The organism is Plantactinospora sp. DSM 117369 (genome assembly GCF_053764795.1).
The window spans coordinates 4,613,694-4,634,285 of sequence record NZ_CM132446.1; the positions used below are offsets into that span (position 1 = coordinate 4,613,694).

General features: G+C 73.0%; 16 protein-coding genes. 7 read left to right on the forward strand and 9 right to left on the reverse strand.

The window, feature by feature from the left end; translation table 11 throughout:
* Positions 1 to 153: 153 nt before the first annotated feature.
* The 3 genes from ACSMXO_RS19980 to erm all read left to right on the forward strand — a co-directional run bounded on the left by ACSMXO_RS19980 (position 154) and on the right by erm (position 4,522).
* A complete protein-coding gene (locus tag ACSMXO_RS19980; protein ID WP_346257587.1) occupies positions 154 to 960 on the forward strand; it encodes an SAM-dependent methyltransferase in 807 nt (268 codons plus the stop codon).
* Positions 957 to 3,113, forward strand: a complete 2,157-nt coding sequence (locus tag ACSMXO_RS19985) for a putative bifunctional diguanylate cyclase/phosphodiesterase (RefSeq protein ID WP_455418909.1) — start codon at positions 957 to 959, stop codon at positions 3,111 to 3,113. Before ACSMXO_RS19980 ends, ACSMXO_RS19985 begins: the two co-directional genes overlap by 4 nt.
* A gap of 653 nt (positions 3,114 to 3,766) precedes the next feature.
* The gene (gene erm / locus ACSMXO_RS19990; RefSeq protein WP_455419262.1) at positions 3,767 to 4,522 is read left to right on the forward strand and encodes an ErmE/ErmH/ErmO/ErmR family 23S rRNA (adenine(2058)-N(6))-methyltransferase; all 756 of its coding nucleotides are present in this window, start codon (positions 3,767 to 3,769) and stop codon (positions 4,520 to 4,522) included.
* 206 nt (positions 4,523 to 4,728) lie between these two features.
* On the opposite strand, the gene ACSMXO_RS19995 is transcribed toward erm, so the two are convergent.
* Positions 4,729 to 5,757 carry a Bug family tripartite tricarboxylate transporter substrate binding protein gene (locus tag ACSMXO_RS19995; protein ID WP_455418910.1) on the reverse strand — a complete coding sequence of 343 codons (1,029 nt, stop codon included), beginning with the start codon at positions 5,755 to 5,757 and terminating at the stop codon, positions 4,729 to 4,731.
* 174 nt (positions 5,758 to 5,931) lie between these two features.
* Between ACSMXO_RS19995 and ACSMXO_RS20000 the strand changes: the two genes are divergently transcribed.
* On the forward strand, positions 5,932 to 7,590 hold the full coding sequence (locus ACSMXO_RS20000) for an ATP-binding protein (protein WP_455418911.1): 1,659 nt from the start codon (positions 5,932 to 5,934) through the stop codon (positions 7,588 to 7,590).
* Positions 7,587 to 8,261: a response regulator gene (locus ACSMXO_RS20005; RefSeq protein ID WP_346257592.1), complete on the forward strand. Its 675-nt coding sequence runs from the start codon at positions 7,587 to 7,589 to the stop codon at positions 8,259 to 8,261. Before ACSMXO_RS20000 ends, ACSMXO_RS20005 begins: the two co-directional genes overlap by 4 nt.
* A gap of 31 nt (positions 8,262 to 8,292) precedes the next feature.
* Here the strand turns inward: ACSMXO_RS20005 and ACSMXO_RS20010 are convergent, their stop codons facing one another.
* The 3 genes from ACSMXO_RS20010 to ACSMXO_RS20020 all read right to left on the reverse strand — a co-directional run bounded on the left by ACSMXO_RS20010 (position 8,293) and on the right by ACSMXO_RS20020 (position 11,566).
* The gene (locus ACSMXO_RS20010; protein ID WP_455418912.1) at positions 8,293 to 9,840 is read right to left on the reverse strand and encodes a tripartite tricarboxylate transporter permease; all 1,548 of its coding nucleotides are present in this window, start codon (positions 9,838 to 9,840) and stop codon (positions 8,293 to 8,295) included.
* On the reverse strand, positions 9,837 to 10,397 hold the full coding sequence (locus ACSMXO_RS20015) for a tripartite tricarboxylate transporter TctB family protein (protein WP_455418913.1): 561 nt from the start codon (positions 10,395 to 10,397) through the stop codon (positions 9,837 to 9,839). The genes ACSMXO_RS20010 and ACSMXO_RS20015 overlap by 4 nt, the downstream gene beginning before the upstream one ends.
* Positions 10,398 to 10,483: 86 nt before the next feature.
* Positions 10,484 to 11,566, reverse strand: a complete 1,083-nt coding sequence (locus ACSMXO_RS20020) for a Bug family tripartite tricarboxylate transporter substrate binding protein (protein WP_455418914.1) — start codon at positions 11,564 to 11,566, stop codon at positions 10,484 to 10,486.
* Positions 11,567 to 12,251: 685 nt separating this feature from the next.
* On the opposite strand from ACSMXO_RS20020, the gene ACSMXO_RS20025 reads away from it, so the two are divergent.
* Positions 12,252 to 13,517, forward strand: a complete 1,266-nt coding sequence (locus tag ACSMXO_RS20025) for a glycoside hydrolase domain-containing protein (protein ID WP_455419263.1) — start codon at positions 12,252 to 12,254, stop codon at positions 13,515 to 13,517.
* A gap of 32 nt (positions 13,518 to 13,549) precedes the next feature.
* Here ACSMXO_RS20025 and ACSMXO_RS20030 read toward each other — a convergent pair whose 3' ends face one another.
* Positions 13,550 to 14,629 carry an NAD-dependent epimerase/dehydratase family protein gene (locus ACSMXO_RS20030; protein WP_455418915.1) on the reverse strand — a complete coding sequence of 360 codons (1,080 nt, stop codon included), beginning with the start codon at positions 14,627 to 14,629 and terminating at the stop codon, positions 13,550 to 13,552.
* Positions 14,630 to 15,145: 516 nt separating this feature from the next.
* On the opposite strand from ACSMXO_RS20030, the gene ACSMXO_RS20035 reads away from it, so the two are divergent.
* Complete coding sequence (locus ACSMXO_RS20035) at positions 15,146 to 16,837, forward strand: cellulose binding domain-containing protein (protein WP_455418916.1); 1,692 nt, start codon at positions 15,146 to 15,148, stop codon at positions 16,835 to 16,837.
* Between the two features lie 105 nt (positions 16,838 to 16,942).
* On the opposite strand, the gene ACSMXO_RS20040 is transcribed toward ACSMXO_RS20035, so the two are convergent.
* The 4 genes from ACSMXO_RS20040 to ACSMXO_RS20055 all read right to left on the reverse strand — a co-directional run bounded on the left by ACSMXO_RS20040 (position 16,943) and on the right by ACSMXO_RS20055 (position 20,410).
* Entirely contained in the window at positions 16,943 to 17,611 is a 669-nt protein-coding gene (locus tag ACSMXO_RS20040) for a YceI family protein (RefSeq protein ID WP_346263125.1), read from the reverse strand.
* Between the two features lie 120 nt (positions 17,612 to 17,731).
* Positions 17,732 to 18,046, reverse strand: coding sequence for a hypothetical protein (locus ACSMXO_RS20045; protein ID WP_455418917.1), 315 nt, complete (start codon positions 18,044 to 18,046; stop codon positions 17,732 to 17,734).
* 36 nt (positions 18,047 to 18,082) lie between these two features.
* A complete protein-coding gene (locus ACSMXO_RS20050) occupies positions 18,083 to 19,177 on the reverse strand; it encodes a DUF5937 family protein (protein ID WP_455418918.1) in 1,095 nt (364 codons plus the stop codon).
* Between the two features lie 27 nt (positions 19,178 to 19,204).
* Entirely contained in the window at positions 19,205 to 20,410 is a 1,206-nt protein-coding gene (locus ACSMXO_RS20055) for an amidohydrolase (RefSeq protein WP_455418919.1), read from the reverse strand.
* Between the last annotated feature and the right edge of the window lie 182 nt (positions 20,411 to 20,592).

Genomic DNA, 20,592 nt, shown 5'->3' on the forward strand with positions numbered 1-20,592 from the left:
GGAACGTGGCGTGTCTCGATGTCCGTGGGTTCGCCAACCGGTCCGCGGTCGGTACGCTGTCGGCTCGGGAAACCGGTGCGGACACCAGGCTGGCCAGTACGAGTGGCCGGGGTCGGGCCGGGACGGCGAACACCGAGCTGGCGGAGTGTGACGGTGACACAACCGGACTGGACGTCCGACGACATCGATATCGACCGCCCCAGTGCCTCACGGATCTACGACGTGTGGCTCGGCGGATCGCACAACTTCGAGGTCGACCGGGAGATCGCCCGGAAGACCGAACTGGCCTGGCCCGACGCGGTCCGGTACGCCCGGGCCAACCGGGCCTTCCTGGGCCGGGCGGTGCGGTTCCTTGCGGCGCAGGGCATCCGGCAGTTTCTGGACATCGGCTCCGGCATCCCGACCGCGAACAACGTGCACGAGGTCGCCCGGCACGTCGACCCGGAAGCCCGGGTGGTCTATGTGGACATCGATCCGGTCGCGGTGGCGCACAGCCGGGCGATCCTGGCCGGCGACGACCGTACCGCCGTCCTCCAGGCGGACCTGCGGCGGCCGCAGGACATCCTCGACCAGGTCCGCGACGGCGGCCTGCTCGATCTGAGCCGACCGACCGCGCTGCTGCTGGTCGCGCTGCTGCACTTCGTGCCGGACGCCGACGACCCGCACGGGGCGATAGCCCGGTTGACCGAGGGGATGCCGTCGGGCAGCTATCTGGTGGTGACCCAGGGCGCGCACGGGGCCAGCGAGGAGTCGGACGAGGAGATCAGGGAACTCTACCGGCGTACCCCGACGCCGTTGACCGCCCGGGACCGGGCCGAGACCGAGCGGTTCTTCACCGGCTTCGAGCTGGTCGAGCCGGGGTTGGTGAACCTGCCGGACTGGCGTCCGGACCCGGCCGAGACGGTCGACGACCGCTACCGGGGCGCCCTCATCTACGCCGGAGTGGGACGCAAGCGGTGACCCAGCCGGGCCAGGTGCCTGGGCCGGCGTCCGCCGCCCTCGACGAGTTCGCCCAGCACTGGGCCCGGGCGATGGCCCAGATCAGCTACGTCCCGGTGCGCCTGGACGAGCTGCGGCAGGTGCTGCTCGGCTACGCCGAACGGATGGCCGGCTCGCCCGACGGCCCGGCCGCGGCCCGGGAGGTCGGTGCCGCGCTGGTCGCCGACGGCTACACCAACGTGTCGGCGTTGCACGCCACCGTCGCCGCCCTGGCCGCACACTTTCCACCCCACGACGCCGCGCCGGAGCTGCCCGGCGAGACGCCCGATCGGGTCGGCCGGACCGAGTTGCTGGGCGCGGTCGCCGCCGGGTACGCCCGGGCGCTGCGCGAGCGGACCCAACGCGAGCTGGAGTCGATCATCAGGGCGGTGCTGACCGCCCGACGTACCGCCGAGCGGGCCTGGGCGGCCAGCGAGGCGCGGTTCGAGGCCCTCTTCGTCTCCTCGGCCAGCGGGATCTGCGTCGTCGACCCGGAGAACCGGATCGTGCAGGCGAATCCCGCCCTGGCCCGGATGCTCGACCGTCCGGTCGCCGAACTGGTCCGGCGGCGGCTGACCGGGCTGGTCCAGGCCCCGCACCGGGCGGCGGTCGGCCAGGCGCTCGACGAACTGCACGCCGGCCGCCGGACGCACGCCGAACTCGACGCGGCCTTCGGCCGTCCGGACGGCGGCACCGTCTGGCTGCGGCTCTCGCTGGCCCCGGTGCCGCACGGCGAGGTGACCCACCTGGTCGTCACGGCGCAGGACGACACCGAGCGTTACCACCTACAGTCCGCGCTCTCCCATCAGGCGCTGCACGATCCGCTGACCAACCTGCCCAACCGGGCCCTGGTGCTGCGCCGGCTCGACGAGCTGATCGACGGGCTCGGCCCGGACGAGCACGTCGGGATCTGCTACCTCGACCTCGACGGGTTCAAGACGATCAACGACTCGTTCGGGCACGCGGCCGGCGACGACGTGCTCCGTACCGTCGCGGCCCGGCTCGCCGGGTGCGTCGCCGGCCCCGGCTGGCTGGCCGGCCGGCTCGGTGGCGACGAGTTCGTCATCGTCGCCGCCGACCCGGACCCGACCCGGCTGGTACGGGTCGCGGAGCGGGTGGTGTCGGCGGTCCGGCAGCCGATCCCGGCGGCCGGACACCAGCTCTCGGTCTCGGTCAGCATCGGGGTGACCGACGACCGGATACCGCACAGCCAGCCGAGCGATCTGATGCGGGCCGCCGACATCGCGTTGTACTGGGCGAAGGCGGCCGGCGGCGACCGCTACGAGATCTACGACGCGAACCGGCACGACGCGCAGGCGCTCCGGTCGACGCTCGCCAGCGGGCTCCGCTCGGCCCTGCACCGGGACGACTTCACGCTGCGGTACCAGCCCATCGTGCGGCTCGCCGACGGGGTGCCGATCGGCGCCGAGGTGCTGCTGCGGTGGACCCATCCCGAGCACGGTCCGGTCGCCCCGGAGATCTTCATCGATCTCGCCGAGGAGATCGGCCTGATCGGGCAGTTGGGTCGCTGGGTGCTGACCCGCGGCTGCCAGCAGGCCGCCCGCTGGTACCGGGATCTCGGCGAGCGGGCGCCGTTCGTCAGCGTCAACCTCTCCGCCCGGCAACTGCATGACGTCGGCCTCGCCGACGAGCTGCTGCGTACCCTCGACGAGGTCGGGCTGCCGGCCTCACAGTTGCAGCTCGAACTGACCGAGAGTGCCCTGCTCGGACCCGCCCAGGGACCGGCCGACGCGCTGAGAGCGCTGGCCGCGCACGGCGTACGGGTCGCGGTGGACGACTTCGGCACCGGCTACTCGAACCTCGCCTACCTCCGTCGACTCCCGGTACGGGAGCTGAAGATCGCGGGCGCGTTCATCGAGGGCCTCACGCCCGGGCACCCCGGTACGCCGGCCGACCGGCAGATCGTGGCCAGCGTGATCGCGCTCGCGCACGGGCTCAACCTGACCGTCACCGCCGAGGGGGTGGAGACCCGGGAGCAGGCCGAACTGCTTCGCTCGATGGGCTGTGACCACGCCCAGGGCTGGTGGTTCGCCCGGCCTGGTGAACCGGACGTACTGCACCGGATGGTCGTCCGGGAGGGCGGAAAACCGGTTGATCCGGTCCCCACGTACTGAGCTAGGGTGGCGGGGTGTCTGGCACCTTTCACGCCCTGATCCGCGGGTCCCTGACCGGGACGTGCACCGCCGACGGGGCGCCCCTGCTCCTGATCCGCCCTCGGGCCGGCCGCTCCGCCCTGGTCGGCTGAGCGCGGGAGCATCCAGGTTCGATCGCCGACGCCGCTGACGCGGCGCGGTCGAACGCCAGTTCCGTCCTTCCGGCGGCGCGCCGCGCCGTGACCCTCCACCTGTCCGCCCGACGTACCGCGTCGTCGCGGCCGGTGCGGGTCACCCGCGTCGACGACCTGTGACGCCGTTCGCGTCGACAGCCTGTGACGCCGTTCGCGTTGATTGACGCGCGGCGCCGTTGCCGTCGACGACGCGTGACGCCGTTGCTGTCGAGGACGCGTGAGCGCGCGGCGCCGGCATCTCCGCACGTCCAGGGTCACCCGAGTCCTGATCCATCCGGGACAGGTCGTGGCCGCTGCGCGCCCGCCTGTCCCACAGACCGGCCCGGAGTGCCCGGGCGGGAGGACACGGCCGTGCCGCATCACCATCCCAATCGAGACAACCGTCCCGGTGCCCGCCGGGCGAACCCGCCGGTCCGCCGGCAACCCGACCGGCCCGTCAGGCCGGCGGGGCCGCGTACCGGGCAGGACCGGTCGCGCCGGGTGCTCGGGCAGAACTTCCTGCGCGACGAGCAAACCATCGCGCAGATTCTCGCCTCGGCCCGCCCGGACCCGGCCGGGCTGATTCTTGAGGTCGGCGCGGGGCAGGGGGCGCTGACCAGGGAGCTGGTCCGGCGGTGCCGGCGGGTCGTCGCGTACGAGATCGACCCGGCGCTGGTCGCCCGGCTCGGCGAGGAGTTCCGGTCCGAGCCGGGGCTCCGGCTCGTGCACGCCGACTTCGTCGCGGCCCGGCCGCCCACCGAACCGTTCGCGGTGGTCGGCAACATCCCGTACGCCTCGACCAGCCGGATCGTCGACTGGTGCCTGGACGCCCCCCGGCTGACCACCGCCACCCTGGTCACCCAGCTCGAGTACGCCCGGAAGCGCTGCGGCGACTACGGCCGGTGGACGCTGCGTACCGTGCAGACCTGGCCGTGGATGAACTGGCGGCTGGCCGGCCGGATCCCCCGGGAGCGATTCCGGCCGATGCCCCGGGTGGACTCCGGCATCCTGCGCCTGGAGCGCCGGGCGGTGGAGCTGCTGCCGGCGCACCAGCTCGCCGACTACGAGCGGTTCGTCGCGCTCGGCTTCAGCGGGGTGGGCGGCTCGCTGCGGGCCTCGTTGCACCGTGGCTATCCGGCGCGCCGGGTCGACGCGGCGCTGCGGGCCAACCGGGTGCCGGCCGACACCCTGGTCGGGTACGTCTGGCCGGAGCAGTGGATCGCGTTGTTCCAGGCGATCCATCCGCACCGGCGGTGAGCTGACGAGGCCGGGGTGGACGACCCGGGTCGGCGCTGTCGGTGGCGCGTCCGCCGACGGCGCCGGGCCCGGTGAACGGTCGGTAGGTGATGCGGGCTACTGGCCGGATGCGTTCCGACGAGGTACCGGTGCGGGCCGGTGGCCGGGACTCTACCGCGACCGCGCCGTCCTCAGCGGACGATGCCGGAGCCGAGCGCCGCTTCGGACTACCGGCCGCCCCGGAGTCCGGACGTGCCGACCGGGCGCAGGCCGAGCCCGTCGAGTGCGTGGGCGAGGCGATCGTTCTCGGCCCGGAGGAAATCGCCGAACCCGGCACCGTCCAGGTACGCGTCGGTCCAGCCGTACTTGGCCAGTACCGCCCGCCACTGCGCCGAGCCGTGCAGCCGGGCGACCATCTCCCGCATCGCCGCGACGTCGTCCCCGTCCAGTCCGGGCGGCGCGACGATGCCCCGCCAGTTGCTGAAGACGACGTCGACTCCGCGCTCCCGCAGGGTCGGCGCGACGGTGCCGGTGAGCCGGAACTCGCTGGTCACGGCGAGTACCCGGAGCTGGCCGGAGGCGATCTGGTCGGCGTACTCGCTGCGGCCGGAGACGCCGAAGTCGACCTGGTGGTCGAGGATCGCCGCGAGCAGGTCGCCGCCGCCGTCGAACTGCCGGTAGCTCACCTGCCGGGGCGGGATGCCGACCGCGTCCGCGATCAGCATCGGGGCGAGGTGGTCCGGCCCGCCGGCGGACGAGCCGCCACCCACCGGCACCCCCGCCGGATCGGCCCGCCAGGCCGCGATCAGCCCGCCGATGTCCCGGAACGGCGAATCCCGGGTCACCACCACGATGGCGGGCTCCTCGATCAGCCGGGCGATCGGGGTGGTGTCCTGGAGCGTGAACCGGGCCCCGGAGGCGTACTGGCTGCCCACCACGCCGAGCCCCATCAGCATCATCAGGTCCGGGTTTCCCCGCTCGTAGCCGAGCCGCCGTAGCCCGACGACGCCACCGCCACCGGGCAGGTTGAAGACCTCCACGGCACGGGCGATCCCGGCGTCCGCCAGTGCCTTGGCGGCGGTGCGTGCGGTCACGTCGTAGCCGCTGCCGGGCGCGTTGGGGACGAGCAGCCGCAATTCGGTGGTCCCGTCGGCGAGGCGTCCGGCGCAGCCCGACACGGCGATCAGCACCACGGCGAGGCCGGCGGCGACCGCACCGGCCAGCCTTCTCGTCGTCGGATATCTGGTGCGGGCCATCCGCCGATCCTGGCCGGCCGGCGCCCGGTTGTCACCACCCGTGACCGGACCAGTTTGCCGGTTGACGTCGGGGCTGGTCAGGTGAGAGCTTCCCGGTTGCCCGGCCGGATGCCGTGGCGGGGCCGGCGAGGGCGTCGGAACCACCCCGGGGAACGAACCGGACGAGGAGGAGCGATGCGGCAGCGGATGTCCCTGGCCGGTCAGTTCCTGCTGCTGCAACTCGGCATCGTCCTGCTCGTCGTCTGCACCGTGGCGGCCGTCTCGATCGCCGAGTCCGACGCGGCGTTCCGCCGGGACGAGGGCTCCCGGCTGCGCTCCGTCGGGGAGAACGCGGCGATCAACCGGACCGTACGGATGGGCATCGGCGACCCGCACGGTCAGGAGGCGCTGGCGGCGGTGGCGGAGAGCGCCCGGGCGGTCTCCGGCGCGACGTACGTGCTGATCGCCGACGCCACCGGCAAGCTGGTCACCGGCCCGGACGCCGGATCGCCGATGGTGCTCGGCAGCAGTGACGGCCTCGCCGGCCGGTCCTGGGTCGGTGTGGTCGACGACGGATCCAAGGCGCTGGTCGCGCACGTGCCCGTGCTCGACGAACAGGACGGCCGGTTCCTCGGCCTGATCGTGGTCGGCCAGACCTATCCGACGCTGCCCGAGCAGCTCGCGGCCGGCCTCACCAATCTGCTCACCTACCTGCTGCTCGGCGGGGTGCTCGGGGTGGCCGGGTCACTGCTGCTGGCCCGGCGGGTGAAGCGGCAGACGCTGGGGCTGGAGCCGCGCGAGATCACCGGCCTGGTCGAGCACCGTGAGGCGATGCTGCACGGCATCAAGGAGGGCGTGCTCGGCACCGACACCGCCGACCGGGTGACCCTGGTCAACGACGAGGCGGTCCGGCTGCTCGGGCTGGCGGCCCTGCCGGTGGGCCGATCGCTGCACGCCGAGCCGATGGAGCCCCGGCTCCGGGACGTACTCACCGGCAAGGTCACCGGGGTCGACCAGATCGTCCTGAGCGACGACCGGGTACTGGTGCTCAACCGCCGGCCGGTACTGGTCCGGGGCCGCCGGGTCGGGTCGGTGACCACGCTGCGGGACCGGACCGAACTGACCGCGCTCCGCCGGGAGCTGGACGCCAGCCGGCACACCACCGAGGCCCTGCGGGCCCAGGCGCACGAGTTCTCCAACCGGCTGCACACCATCGCCGGACTCATCGAACTCGGCGAACACGACGAGGTGATCCGGTACGTCACCCGGGCCAGCCAGGTGCACGAGAAGCTGAACCGGGACGTCACCGAGCTGGTCCGCGACCCGGCACTGGCCGCGCTGCTGATCGCCAAGGCCAGCCTCGCCGCCGAGCAGGGTGTCCGGCTCGCGGTCTCGCCGGAGTCGGACCTGCCCGCGGTCGACGAGCAGCTCGCCACCGACCTGGTCACGGTGGTCGGCAACCTGGTCGACAACGCGCTGGATGCGGCCGGCTCCGGTGGCCGGGTGGAGGTCGCGCTCGCCCGGGTCGACGCGGAGGTCGTGGTCCGGGTCGACGACTCCGGCCCGGGAGTGCCCCCGGAACTGGTCGAGGCGGTGTTCCGGCAGGGTTACAGCAGCAAGGATCCGGCCCGGGGTCACCACGGGCTGGGGCTGGCGCTGGTCCGGCTGATCTGCCAGCGCCGGGGCGGCAGCGTCGAGGTCGACGGCGCGTCGTTCCGGGCCCGGCTGCCGCTGCCCACCAGGGACCCGGCCCGGGTGGCCGCGCCGCCCGCTGAGGACCTGGCCCAGGAGGCCACGCCGCCCGGCAGCGACCCGGTCCGGGACGCTTCGCTGCCCGGGAGGGCGCCGGCGTGATCCGGGTACTGGTGGTCGACGACGACTTCATGGTGGCCCGGGTGCAGCGGGGCTTCGTCGAGCGGACGCCCGGCTTCACCGTCGTCGGGGTGGCGCACACCGGCGCGGAGGCGCTGGACGCGGTGCACCGGCTGCGCCCCGATCTGGTACTGCTCGACATCTACCTGCCGGACCTCTCCGGGCTGGAGGTGCTGCGCCGGCTGCGCGAGGGCGAGGTGGTGGTGGACGTCCTCGCGGTGACGGCGGCCCGGGACGTCGACACGATCCGGACCGCGCTGCGCGGCGGAGTGGTGCACTACCTGATCAAGCCGTTCAGCTCGGAGGCGCTGCGCGACCGGCTGGAGCGGTACGCCGCCGCCCAGCAGCGGCTGGCCGGCTCGGGAGAGGTGGCCCAGGAGGACGTCGACCGGCTCTTCGTCGCGCTCCGGCCGGCCCCGATCGACCTGCCGAAGGGGCTCACCCAGCCGACCGCCGATCTGGTCGCCACGGCACTGCGGTCGACCGACGGCGATCTGTCCGCGACCGAGTGCGCCGACCGGGTCGGGCTGTCGAGAGTCAGCACCCGGCGCTACCTGGAGCACTTTGTCGGGGCCGGCAAGGCTGGGGTGAGCCTGCGGTACGGCTCCGCCGGCCGACCGGAGCGACGCTACCGGTGGACCGGCGGAACCTGAGAGGCGTGCGGGGTGGCACGCCGAACGATGCCTAGTCGTCCTCGCCGAAGGCGAGCCGTCGCGCGCTGGTCGGCCGGCCGCGCAGCCGGGCGACGATCCGGGGCAGGAACGGCACCAGCACCGCCACCACGACCAGCCCGAGCAGTACGGCGGTGAGCGGCCGGGTGACGAAGACGCTCAGGTCCCCGTTGGAGAGCACCAGTGTGCGGCGGAACTGGAGTTCCATCATCGGGCCGAGGATGGCGCCGAGGATGACCGGTGCGATCGGGAACTCGAAGTGCCGCATGAAGAACCCGACCACCCCGATCCCGTACGCGATCAGCACCTGGGTCACGCTGTTGGTGGCCGCGTAGACGCCGAGGGTGGCGAAGACCAGGATGCCGGCGTAGAGGATCGGCCGGGGGATCTGGAGCACCTTCACCCAGAGCCGGATCAGCGGCAGGTTCAGCGCCAGCAGCAGTACGTTGCCGACGTAGAGCGAGGCGATCAGCGCCCAGACCAGCTCCGGGGACTTGTCGAAGAGCTGCGGCCCCGGCTGCACGTTGAAGATCTGGAACGCCGCCAACATCACCGCCGCGGTCGCCGAGGTGGGGATGCCGAGGGTGAGCAGCGGCACGAGTACCCCGGAGAAGGCCGCGTTGTTCGCCGCCTCCGGCCCGGCGACCCCCTCGATCGCCCCCTTGCCGAACTCGGTCCGGTTCTTCGCCCGGTGCCGCTCGTAGGTGTACGACAGGAAGGTCGGGATGTCGGCGCCGCCGGACGGCAGCGCGCCGAACGGGAAGCCGACGGCGGTGCCGCGCAGCCACGGCCGCCACGACCGCGCCCAGTCCTGCCGGCTCAGCCAGCCGAAGCCGCCCCGGGCCGGTTCGAGCGGGGTGACCCGGTCGGGTAGCTGTCCCAGCCGGCTCGCGACGTAGAGCGTCTCGCCGATGGCGAAGAGCCCGACGATGATCACCACCACGTCGATGCCGTCCAGCAGTTCCAGGGTGCCGAAGCTGAACCGGGCCTGCCCGGTCAGCTCGTCGAGCCCGACCAGGCCGAGCAGGAGGCCGAGGCAGAGCGAGATCAGGCCACGGACCAGCGAGCGGCCGACCAGGGCGGTGACCGCCACCATCGCCAGCAGGGCCAGCGCGAAATAGTCCGCCGCGCGGAACTCGACCGCGAGCGCGGCCACCGGCTTGGCGAAGAGGGTCAGCAGCAGCGTCGAGATGGTGCCGGCGACGAACGAGCCGATCGCCGCCGTCGCCAGCGCCGCCCTGGCCCGGCCGCGCCGGGCCATCTGGTACCCCTCGATCGCGGTCGCCACCGAGGCGGACTCGCCCGGGGTGTTCAGCAGGATCGACGTGGTGGAGCCGCCGTACATGGCGCCGTAGTAGATGCCGGCGAACATGATGAACGTGCCGATCGGGTCGTCCAGGTTGAAGGTGACCGGCAGCAGCAGGGCGATGGTCAGTGCCGGGCCGATCCCGGGCAGCACCCCGACGAAGGTGCCCAGGGTGACGCCGATCGCCGCGTAGAGCAGGTACTGCGGCTCCAGGACGGTGCCGAAGCCGCCGAGCAGGTCGCCGAAGACGTTCACAGCGGCAACACCCCGGCCGGCAGCGTGATGTCGAGTCCCTGGGTGAAGCCGTAGTAGACGCCGACCGCGAGCGGGACCGCGACCGCGACGTCCCGGAGCCAGTGCCGGCTGCCGAGGATCCGGGCGCAGGCCACGAAGAAGACCGCCGAGGCGAGCACGAAGCCGGCCGGGTCGAGCAGCAGCACGTAGCCGAGCAGCGCCGCGCTGAGCAGCACCGGCGGGAGCCAGCGTACGGCCGCCGCCGGCTCGGCATCCCGCTCGGCCGCGCCGGTCTGGCCGGCTGTGGCGTCCCGCTCGGCTGTGCCGGTCTGTCCGGCTGTGGCGTCCTGGTCGGCGGTGGCGCCATCGAGGGTGCCGGGGGAGCGGTGCGGGGCCCCGGCGCTGGTCGGCTCGACCCGGGCAGGTGTGCGGAACTGGGCGGCCAGATACCACCCGGCCAGCACCACCCAGCCGGTCGTCACCACCAGCGGGGCCAGCCACGGCCCGGAGACCGAGTAGTCCCCGTCGGCCGCCCGGTACGCCGTCCAGAGCAGGAACAGCCCGCCCGCCAGCAGCACGCCGCCGAGGATCCGGGCTCCCCGAGGGGCCGGGACGGGGGCGGCCGGCTCGACCGCCCCCGTCCCGGTCTGCGACTCCGACGGCATCAGCCGGCCAGGCCGATCTCGGTCAGGACCTCGGTGATCCGCTTGCTCTCCTGCGCGAAGTACGCCTCCGCCGCGTCGCCGCTGCGGTAGAAGTCGTCCCACTTCTGCGCGGCCAGCGTCTGCTTCCACTGCTCCGAGGCGTGCAGCTTGTCGACCAGTTCGATGATGGCGGCCCGCTCGCCGTCGGAGATGTCCGGTGCGGCGACGAGGCCGCGCCAGTTCATCAGCTCGACGTCGTACCCGGACTCCTTGATGGTGGGGGCGGGCTTGCCGGCACCGACGTCGATGCCGGTGGCGCCGGAGACCGCGAGGGCCCGGACCTGGCCACCGGCGACCAGGTCGGCGTACTCGCTCGCGCCGGAGACCGCCGCGGTGAGGTCACCGGAGAGCAGCGCGGCCTTCGACTCGCCGCCGCCGGAGTAGGCGACGTACTTCATCGCCTTCGGATCGGCGCCGGCCGCCTTGGCGAGCAGCCCGACGAGGATCTGGTCGGTGCCACCGGCGGAGCCGCCACCCCAGTTGATCGACGCCGGGTCGGCCTTGGCGTCGGCCATCAACTGTTGCAGCGTGGTGTACTTCGAGTTCGCCGGTACGACGATGACCTCCTGCTCGGCGGTGAGCGTGGCGATCGGGGTGGTCTGCCCGAGGTTGACCGGGGACTTGTTGGTCAGCACGCCGCCGATCATCACCAGGCCGGTCACCATCAGGTGGTGGGCGTCGCCCCGGTTCTTCGTCACCAGCTGGGACAGGCCGAGGGTGCCGCCTGCACCGGTCACATTGGTCACCTCGACGGACTCGGTGACCAGTTTGCCGTCGGTCAGCGTCTTCTGTAGCGCGCGGGCGGTGCTGTCCCAGCCGCCGCCGGGCGCGGCCGGCGCCATCAACTGGATCGTCCGGGTCGGATACTTCACGGCTGCGGTGTCGCCGCCCCCGTCGCGGCCACAGCCCACCGCGGCGAGTGCGATCAGCGGTACGCAGGCGAGCGCCGCGACCCGCCGCCGGCCACCCGTACCCCGCCCGGGGGCACCCGGCGGGCGGGAGCCGCCCCGGAGCCGGCCCGGCGCGTTCCGAAGGTCTGTCATCGGTCTCTCCTCGACATGCGTAGCTGTTGCCGCAGCGTTACCGCTGGGTTGCGTAGATGCTTCCGGTCGAGGTGACGGCCGTCACCGTTACGGTCATGGAGTTCGTTGTGGTCTTTGTGGTCCCGCGCCGCTCGCACTCCGGGGCGGGCGACACCGGCTAGCGGTCGGCGTCGATATCTGGTAGGAATTTTCCAAACATCGCGGCTGCGAGTAAGGATTCCTCCAGGAGGCTCGGATGAAGAGAACCATGGCGGGCCTGACCGGCCTCGCCGCCGTGGTCGCCGGCTCGACGATGGCGGTCCTGCCGGCCCGGGCCGGCCTCGTCGAGGGCCCGATCGCGCCGGAGGGCAGCCGGACGGTCAGCTACCAGGGATACCGGGTCGTCGTGCCGGAGAGCTGGCAGGTCGTCGACCTCGCCGCCCGACCGCACGCCTGCGTCCGGTTCGACCGCCCCGCCGTCTACCTCGGCCATCCGGGCGACCAGGCCGAGTGCCCCGCCCGACTCGTCGGGCGGACCGCGGGGCTGCACCTCGAACCGATCGACACCCGCTCGGCGGACCGGCTGCCGGCCGCCACCGTCACCACGGCCGGCGCGGCGACCGTGGCCGCGCCGCCGTCCCAGGACGACGCGATCCAGGTCGCGGTCCAGGACGCGGGTGTGCTCGTCACCGCCGTGCACACGCCGCTGACCGAGGGCCTCGCCCGGCGGATCCTCGCCGCCGCGACCCTCGGACCGGACGCGGTACCGCTGGCGCCGTCCGTCCTCGGCGCGCTGACCCGACCCGCCGCCCCGGTCGCCCCGCTGGCGGCGGCCGGCCCGCAACCCGGCACCTTCCTCGGCCGGGGCTTCGACACCTGTGCCGCCCCCTCCCAGTCCACCATGAACGCCTGGCGGGCCAACTCGCCGTACCGGGCCGTCGGGATCTACATCAGCGGGGCCAGCCGCTCGTGCTCCCAACCCAACCTGACCGCGACCTGGGTGACGAACCAGACCAACAACGGTTGGCGCCTGATCCCCATCGAACTCGACCGTCAGGCCCCGTGCGGCACCCGGACGCCGAAGATGTCCAGCGACCCGGCCACGGCGCGATCCCAGGGCGCCAGCCGGGCGACCAGCGCGGTGAACGCCGCACAGGCCCTCGGCATCCTCGCCGGCAGCACGATCTACAACGACATCGAGCACTACCCGTCGAACGCGTCATGCAGGGCCGCCGTGCTGTCGTACCTGTCCGGCTGGACGGAACGGCTGCACGCGCTCGGCTACCTCTCGGGGATGTACTCCAGCGGCTCGTCCGGGGTCGCGGACCTGTGCGGCGCGTACAACGACCCGGCCTACACCCGGGTGGACCAGCTCTGGTTCGCCTGGTGGAACGACGCGGCGAACCTCGACGCCGGCCCGTACTGCCCGGCGGAGTACTACGCCAACCACCAACGGCTGCACCAGTACGCCGGTGACGTCTACGAGACCTGGGGCGGGGTGCAGATGCGGATCGACCGCAACTACCTCGACGTCTCCGCCGACGGTGGCGGCCAGCCGCCGGTCTGGAGCAGCATCGTCGACAACAGCACCGCCGGGCGGTTCACCGCCAGTGCCAGCTGGGGAACGTCCACCTACTCCAGCCAGCGGTACGGCGCCGACTACCGCTTCGCCGACCCCGTCCTGGCCAGCGACGTCGCCTGGTACAGGGTGAACGTCCCGGAGACGGCCAGCTACGAGGTCTCGGTCTGGTACGCGGCCAACCCGGACTACAACGACGCCACCCCGTTCGTCGTCGCCACCACCAGCGGCAACCAGACGGTACGGGTGAACCAGCGCCTCACCGGTGGCCAGTGGGTGTCGCTCGGCGTCTTCACGCTGGCCGCGGGGGACGGCGACCGGGTGGGTGTGAGCCGGTGGACCAGCGGCACCGGCTACGTCATCGCCGACGCGATCCGGGTCACCCGGGTCTGAGCCGCGACGCCGGCGGGTTCCGGCGGGTTCGGTCAGGGGCGTTCGCCCACCCCGGTGCCGGCCTCGGCGAGCCGGCCACCGTTCAGCCGGGGCGTCAACGGTGCCGTCGGCATCCCACCGGTGGTGCGCAGCCCGTGCAGGAACTCCTCGATCGCCTCACGGGCGGTGTGCCGGGGTGTCCAGCCCAGTTCGGTCCTGGCCCGGGTGGTGTCCATGACCGGCAGCCGGAGCACCGCGTCGAGCAGGTGCGGGGAGGCCGGCACCAGGTGCAGGTGCCAGGCCAGCGCGAGTGCGGCCCGGACCGGCCCGGACGGCAGCCGTACCGGGCGGGCCCGCAGGATGTCGGCGAGCAGCCGCCCGTCGACGACCGGCTCGGCGGCCACGTTGAACGCCCCGCGCACGTCGCGCAGCACCGCCAACCGGTACGCCTCGGCGGCGTCCGCCGAGTGCAGGGCCTGGAACCGCAGCCCCGGCAGGTCGGGGAGCACCGGTAGGATTCCCGGCCGCACCAGCCGGCCCGGCAGCAGCGGACCGGTGAAGAGTCGACGCTGCTGGCTGGCGGATTCCCGCTTGAAGATGAACCCGGGCCGCAGCCGTACCACCCGCACCTCCGGATGCCGCTGCTCGAAGGCGTCGAGGACCCGCTCCAGGTACGCCTTCTCCCGGGTGTATCCGGCGATGGGCCAGCCGTCGGTCGGCCAGCTCTCGTCCACCGGCCGGTCCTTCGGCCCCGGCGAGTACGCCCCGACCGACGAGGCGTACACCAGCGCCGGTACGCCGGCCCGGGCCACCGCGGCGAAGACCCGCCGCCCGCCGACGGCGTTGACCCGCCAGGTGGTGAGCGGTCGGTGCGTGGGCTGGAAGAGCCAGGCGAGGTGCACCACCACGTCGGCGCCATCGAAGATCTCGACGAGGTCGGCGGCGACGATGTCCGCCTCGGCCCACTCGGTCTTCGGGGCCCGCCACCGGGGTGGCCGCCGCGCCACCCCGACGATCGTGCCGACCGCCGGGTCCCGGCCGAGCGCCTCGACCAGACTCGTCCCCACATTGCCGGTCGCGCCGACCACCACCACCCGCAGCCCCGACCCGGTGCCACCCCGTGCCGGCGTCACCGGTCGGCCCCGCCGTCCCGGCCACCGGCGACCCGCCGTACCCCGATGATCCGCCGACCGCGTCGGCACCCGGCCACCCGAACGTTCATGGCGGTAGCCGTTCCCGGGCGGCGGGCGGGTAAACGTCGATCGCGCCGACAAACCGGAGATCCGGCGTCGGTTGCTGGCGCCCGGGATCCGGGTGGGGGTACCCCCGTCCCACCGGCGCGATACGCATCTACCTGCGTCAATTCCGATTTCGGCGGGACCGGCCGATGCGCGTTGACAGTCCCGACCCGGCCAGTAACATAGATGTATATCAATCGATGGTGATACACCGGCACCCCCGCCGGGGTCACCCGCCCGGCCGCTCCGGTGACCGGTGCGGCTCGCGCCCGCCACCGGACGGGCAAGCCCCGGTCCCCGCCGTCCGGCACACCCGCCTGCCGGGGTCCACGTTCCCCGTCGATCCATCCACCATCGTTCGGAGGACCAGCAATGCGCCTACACCGTCCCCGGTCCCGGCTGTGGTCAGCCGTGACCGTGGCAGCCGTGGTCGTCGCCAGCGGAGCGGCGATCACCGTCGCCGGACCCGCGGCGGCCGCCGCCGGCTGCGGCGTCACCTACACGGTCGGCTCGCAATGGCAGGGCGGCTTCACCGCGACGGTCACCGTCACCAACGTCGGCGACCCGATCAGCTCCTGGACGCTCACCTGGAGCTACGACGCCGGCCAGCGGGTAACCCAGGCCTGGAACAGCACCGTCTCGCAGAGCGGTAGCCAGGTCACCGCCCGCAACGCCACCTACAACGGCAGCATTGCCACCGGAGCGAGCGTCTCGTTCGGCTTCAACGGGTCCTGGAACGGCAGCAACCCCGCGCCGACCAGCTTCGCCGTGAATGGCACCGCCTGCACCGGGGCTCCCGGCCCCAACCCCAGCACCGGACCGACGACGCCACCCAACACCCCGCCGCCGACCTCGGCGCCGCCGCCCGGCAACCCCACCTGGGGCAGCGCGCTGCCACCGGCGGGAGCGGAGACCAGCCGGGCGTACGACCTGATCGCCACGGCCAACGAGAAGGGGTACCTGCCGAGGTCCGGTGAGTGCTCTGTCGAGATCCACGCCCGCTACTGGACGTACGGCCCCGACGGCAAGGTCTACCCGACCTGGCACCCGACCCGGGATCCCAGTGGCTGCAACTTCGGTCACGAACACGGTGACGACCCGCGCAACTCGGACCTGTACAGCACCGTCGGCTGGCCCGCCTTCGGTTACACCAGCGAGGTGATGCTGGACAACATGCCGGAGAACAGCCACCGGCACGAGGACCACGTCGGGCACAAGGTGCTCTCGGTCAACAACACCAACGTGATCCAGGGTGACAACGGCACCAGCTTCTTCCCGCCGCAGGGCACCACGATCGCCGTCTGCGACACCCTGCTCAAGTTCCACCAGGGCACCCACTCGCCGGACGCGTTCAGCAACAACGTCCACGAGCTGCTCTTCAACCAGCGCTGCACCGCGAGCAACGGTGGCCAGGTCACCGAGGCGCGGTACAACGCGATGATCCCGCTCGGCCGGGCCGGCGGCTTCAGCCCGAGCGAATGCCCGGGCTTCGGCGGCGCGTTCATCAACGTCGCGCCCCCGGTGCCGGCGGACTCGCCGTCGGACACCCGCTCGCTGGGCCGGCTGATCACCGAGCCGGGCTGTGTGCAGGCGATCCGCGAGGGTCGCACCCACCAGGACCCGCTCTACCCCAACCCGGTGCCGTTCACCGTCTCCGACATGGACGACTTCTGGTTCTCCGATTTCCAGGTGACCGGGTCCGGGCTGAACTTCCGCCTCGCACCCCTGTTCTACGTGGTCAACCCGTCCCGCTACTACGACCCGACCAAGCCGAACAACCTGGGCCGGATCGTGGACCTGTGCTACACGGACCTCGCGGGTGGCGACTACTGCAACCAGGCCCGGCAGGCCGGGCAGAACCTCGCCTGGGACGACCCGCGCTCGCCGTTCAAGGGCACCCTGCGGGAGTTCCGGCCGGGCACCTTCCAGGTGCAGAACAGCGGCCCGACCACGGTCTACACCGACGTGTACGGCCGCAACGCCTCCAGCACGCCGTTCGCCGGCTCCATCCAGCAGTACTTCTCCGGTAACCAGTCGTCGACCATGTACGTCCGTGGTGCGACCAGGGACTGGGCTGCCAACGGGGTGCACGCGCCGAACTGACGGCAGCACCACCCCATCCGGGCCCGCGGCGGATCCGTCCGTCGCGGGCCCGGCCCCGCACCGGCCGGCAGTTCCCTCCGCCGGCTGCCACCGGACCCGGCCGGGTCAGGACTGCCGGATCGCCTCGCCCGCGATCTCGATCCGCACGCTCTTTCCGACCAGCACGCCGCCGCTGTCCAGGGCCACGTTCCAGACCAGCCCGTAGTCCGCACGCTCGATCTCGGCGGTCGCGCTGAACCCGAAGATGTCCTGCCCGTACGGGTCGCGCCGGGCGCCACCGAACTCCACCTGAAGGTCGACGGGTCGGGTGATCCCCTTGACGGTCAGCTCTCCGGTCAGCACGAACCGGCCGGACGTCCGGTCGGCCTGCGCCGGGACGGTGACCTCGCTGCGTCGACCCGGGCGCTGGCTGCGCAGCCGGGCCCAGTAGAAGATCGAGTCGTTCCGGTCCGGCTGCCACCTGATCCCGGTGCTGCGGTACTCAAGGGTGGGATACCGCACCACGTCGAGGAAGTCGGCGCTGCTCAGGTGCGTGTCCCGGTCGGCGTTGCCGGTGCCGATGCTGGCCGCCCGGATCGTCGCGGTCACCGAGGATTCCAACGGGTCCGGCTCGACGAGGATCTGCGCGGTCGCCTCGCCGAACTCACCGCGTACCGGGCTCACCATCATGTGCCGGGCGAGGAACCCGACCCGCTTGTGCGCGGGGTCGAGGAGGTAGGTGCCGGGGGCCGGAATCGTCATGCCCTGCCAGGAGCGTGTGGCGGAACCGGTCATGCTGGTGCTTCCCCCCGGACGGCTGCTGCGCGGTGCGGTGATCTTCCCGCTCACCGGTTCCACAGAGTAGTCAGAGGACCGGCATTACTCTCCTGACCTGGGCGGTGCCCGTGAGGATCATCACTTTCGGTAGCAGTGGCGCGTCTCACTGGCGCACGCCCGGGTGATCGGCGCCACCGTCGACCGCGCCGGCGGGGCAGGGCGCCGCTGCCCGGCCAGCACCGAGGTCGCGGAGACCCCCGGAGCCGGCAGTTCGCGCGGCAGCGGCACGGCGGGCAGCCCGTGGTACGCCTTCATCGGTGTCGGCCGGGAGCCGGGATCGTTCGGCACGAGGTCGTGCCGGCCCCGCGGATCGTCGACGGGCACGTCCCCGCCCCGGCCCGGCTCGTACGACGTCAGCCGGTGCAGCAGCCCGGCGCCCGATTCCAGATCCACCGCCCCATGCTCGCCGGGTCCGCCCCCGGGGTGACCTCAGTACTGCAACGCCGTCGCCACGTCCCGGCCGATCCGTTCGACCGCCGTGAGGTCGAGCCCGTAGAGCACGTAGCGGCCGTGCCGTTCCACCCGCACCAGTCCCAGGTCGCGCAGGACCCGCAGGTGCCGGGAGACCTGGGGCCGGGTCATCGACAGCCGGTCCGCCAGGTCGGCGGTGGTCATCGCCTGCCGGGCGATCAGCCGGCACAGGCGTACCCGACGCGGGTCGGTGAGGGCCAGCAGGCGGCTGCGGGCCAGCGTGACCCCGACCTCCGGCGCCTCGACCGGAAAGTGCACCACCGGCGGCAGCCCCGGCTCGTTCTTCACCAGCAGGTGCGGTGCGCCGTACCGGGTGGGGATGAGCAGGACCGGCGTACGGGACGGACTGATCACCGCGTGGTGCACCTTGTCGAAGACGACCCGGGCCGGCCCGGTCGACGGGGTGGCCGTCCGCGCGGTGGACGGGCTGAGCCCGATCAGGGCGGCCGTCGGACCCTCGTCGGCCAGGCGCTGGCGCACCCGGTGCGCGGCCCGGGTGAGCAGGGGCTCGGTCTCGGTCCAGAGGTCGCCGAAGTAGACCCGGTGGCACAGGTCGAGGAAGTCGAGTACGTCGGCGCGGAGCGCCTCGGGGTCGCGCAACAGGTCCTCGGCGAGACCGAGGTGCGGCTCCGGCAGCCGGGACGCGGCCTGCCGCAGCGCGCCGGCCTGTGCCGGGTCGTGCAGCACCCGGCCGAAGGCGAAGCCGTGGTAGCCGCTGGCGCAGGTGAACGCGGTGAGTTCGGCGAACCGGTGCAGCGGGAGCCGGGCCAGCGGCGCGGCCGGTGCCGTCGTGCCGAGCCGTGGATAAGCCGTACCGAGCCCGGGATAGAAGGCCCGCCAGCGCGGCGCCGTCCACAGTGGTGCGAACCGCAGCAGCCCGGCCCGGAAGGCGGGCGGGGCGGCCCGGCAGACCTCGGCCGCCCAGGACGCGTGCTCGGGATGGTGGAGGTGGCCGGTCAGCACGTGCAGGCTCGCCGCCAGCTCGGCCAGCGGTGACACGACGACGGGAAATCGGTCGGGGCCCACCCCCGCCAGGAGGATCACAACCGACATGACGGTGAGTGTATGGTCGGCAACCCGTCACGCCCGCACCTCGGCCTGCGCCGCGAACTCCGCCCGCGCCGCCGGCAGCAGCTCCGCCCGGGTGAGCAGTTCGGCGACCACCCGGGCCAGTCCGGTCGCCGCGATCTGGGTGCGGTCGTGCGCGAAGGGCGTCGCCGCCGCCTCGCGCATCGCCGCCGAGTGGCTCGGCGTACCGGGGTCGGCGATCTGGATGTACGGGTGGATGACCGGCAGCAGCGTGGAGAGGTTGCCGATGTCGGAGGAGCCCGCCGGGGCGTCCGGGTCACCGGGCAGGATCTCCACCCCGAGCGCCCGTACCGCCGCACCGAACCGCTCGGCGAGCACCGTGTTGTTGCGGCGTTCGGCGTACATCGGGCCGGTCTCGCGGACCGCCGCGGCCGTCCCGGTGGCCAGCGCCGCGCCGTCGGCCGCGTTACGGACCCGTTCGACCAGCGCCTCGACCGAGGTTGCCGTCCGGTCTCGGACGTACAGGTCCACGGCGGCGTGCGCCGGTACGACGTTCGGGGCCGCTCCGCCGTCCGAGACGATGCCGTGCAGCCGTACGGTGGGCGGCACGAACTGGCGCATCGCGTCGACGGCCTGGAGGAACAGTTGGGCTCCGGCCAGCGCGCTGCGGCCCAGCCAGGGGGAGATCGACGCGTGCGCGCTGGTCCCGGTGAAGGCGACCCGAAGGTGCGCCGCGGCCAGTCCGGGGCGGGCGGTCAGCGAACGGTCGCCGGGATGGAACATCAGCGCCGCGTCGACGCCGTCGAAGACCCCGGCCTCGGCCAGCCGGACCTTGCCGGCGCCGCCCATCTCCTCACCGGGGGTGCCGAGCACCGCGACGGTGCCCGGATGGTCGGGCAGCGCGCGGACGACCGCGATCGCCGCCGCGGCGGCACCGGCCGCGATGAGGTTGTGCCCGCAGCCGTGCCCGACACCCGGCAGCGCGTCGTACTCGGCGAGAACCGCGACGTACGGCCCGGGACGGCTGCCCGCGTGCTCGGCCGCGAAGGCGGTCTCCAGCCCGCCCAGTGGCGCCCGCACCGTGAAACCCGACGCGGCGAGCCAGTCGGTCAGCAGCTTCCGGGCGTGGAACTCGGTGAACTTCAGCTCCGGCCGCGCGTGGATGGCGAGGCTGACCGCCTCCATCCGGGGCCGGAGCGCGGTGAGGGCGGTGGAGAGGATCTCCAGCGCGGGGGTTGCGGTGGACACGGTGGACATGGGGACTCCCGTCGTAACCGGCGATCAGGGCGGCGCGCGGTGGAGCAGTGCCGCGCCGTCAGGTACTCCGAGACTGCGACCGCCCGGGCCCGGGTGGCCGCGGATTGCCGCGGCCGAGGTAACCGTCGCCGGAGGGCCGGGTGGCTCGCCCGCGACCCATCTCCGGCAGCGTGGTGAGAAAA

What these genes read in the sequence shown, in the direction of transcription:
- ACSMXO_RS20000 (WP_455418911.1), top strand. Translation starts at nt 5,932, where the DNA reads ATGCGGCAGCGGATGTCCCTGGCCGGTCAGTTCCTGCTGCTGCAACTC.
- ACSMXO_RS19995 (WP_455418910.1), bottom strand. Translation starts at nt 5,757, where the DNA reads ATGGCCCGCACCAGATATCCGACGACGAGAAGGCTGGCCGGTGCGGTC.
- ACSMXO_RS20020 (WP_455418914.1), bottom strand. Translation starts at nt 11,566, where the DNA reads ATGACAGACCTTCGGAACGCGCCGGGCCGGCTCCGGGGCGGCTCCCGC.
- ACSMXO_RS20050 (WP_455418918.1), bottom strand. Translation starts at nt 19,177, where the DNA reads ATGTCGGTTGTGATCCTCCTGGCGGGGGTGGGCCCCGACCGATTTCCC.
- ACSMXO_RS20055 (WP_455418919.1), bottom strand. Translation starts at nt 20,410, where the DNA reads ATGTCCACCGTGTCCACCGCAACCCCCGCGCTGGAGATCCTCTCCACC.
- ACSMXO_RS20040 (WP_346263125.1), bottom strand. Translation starts at nt 17,611, where the DNA reads ATGACCGGTTCCGCCACACGCTCCTGGCAGGGCATGACGATTCCGGCC.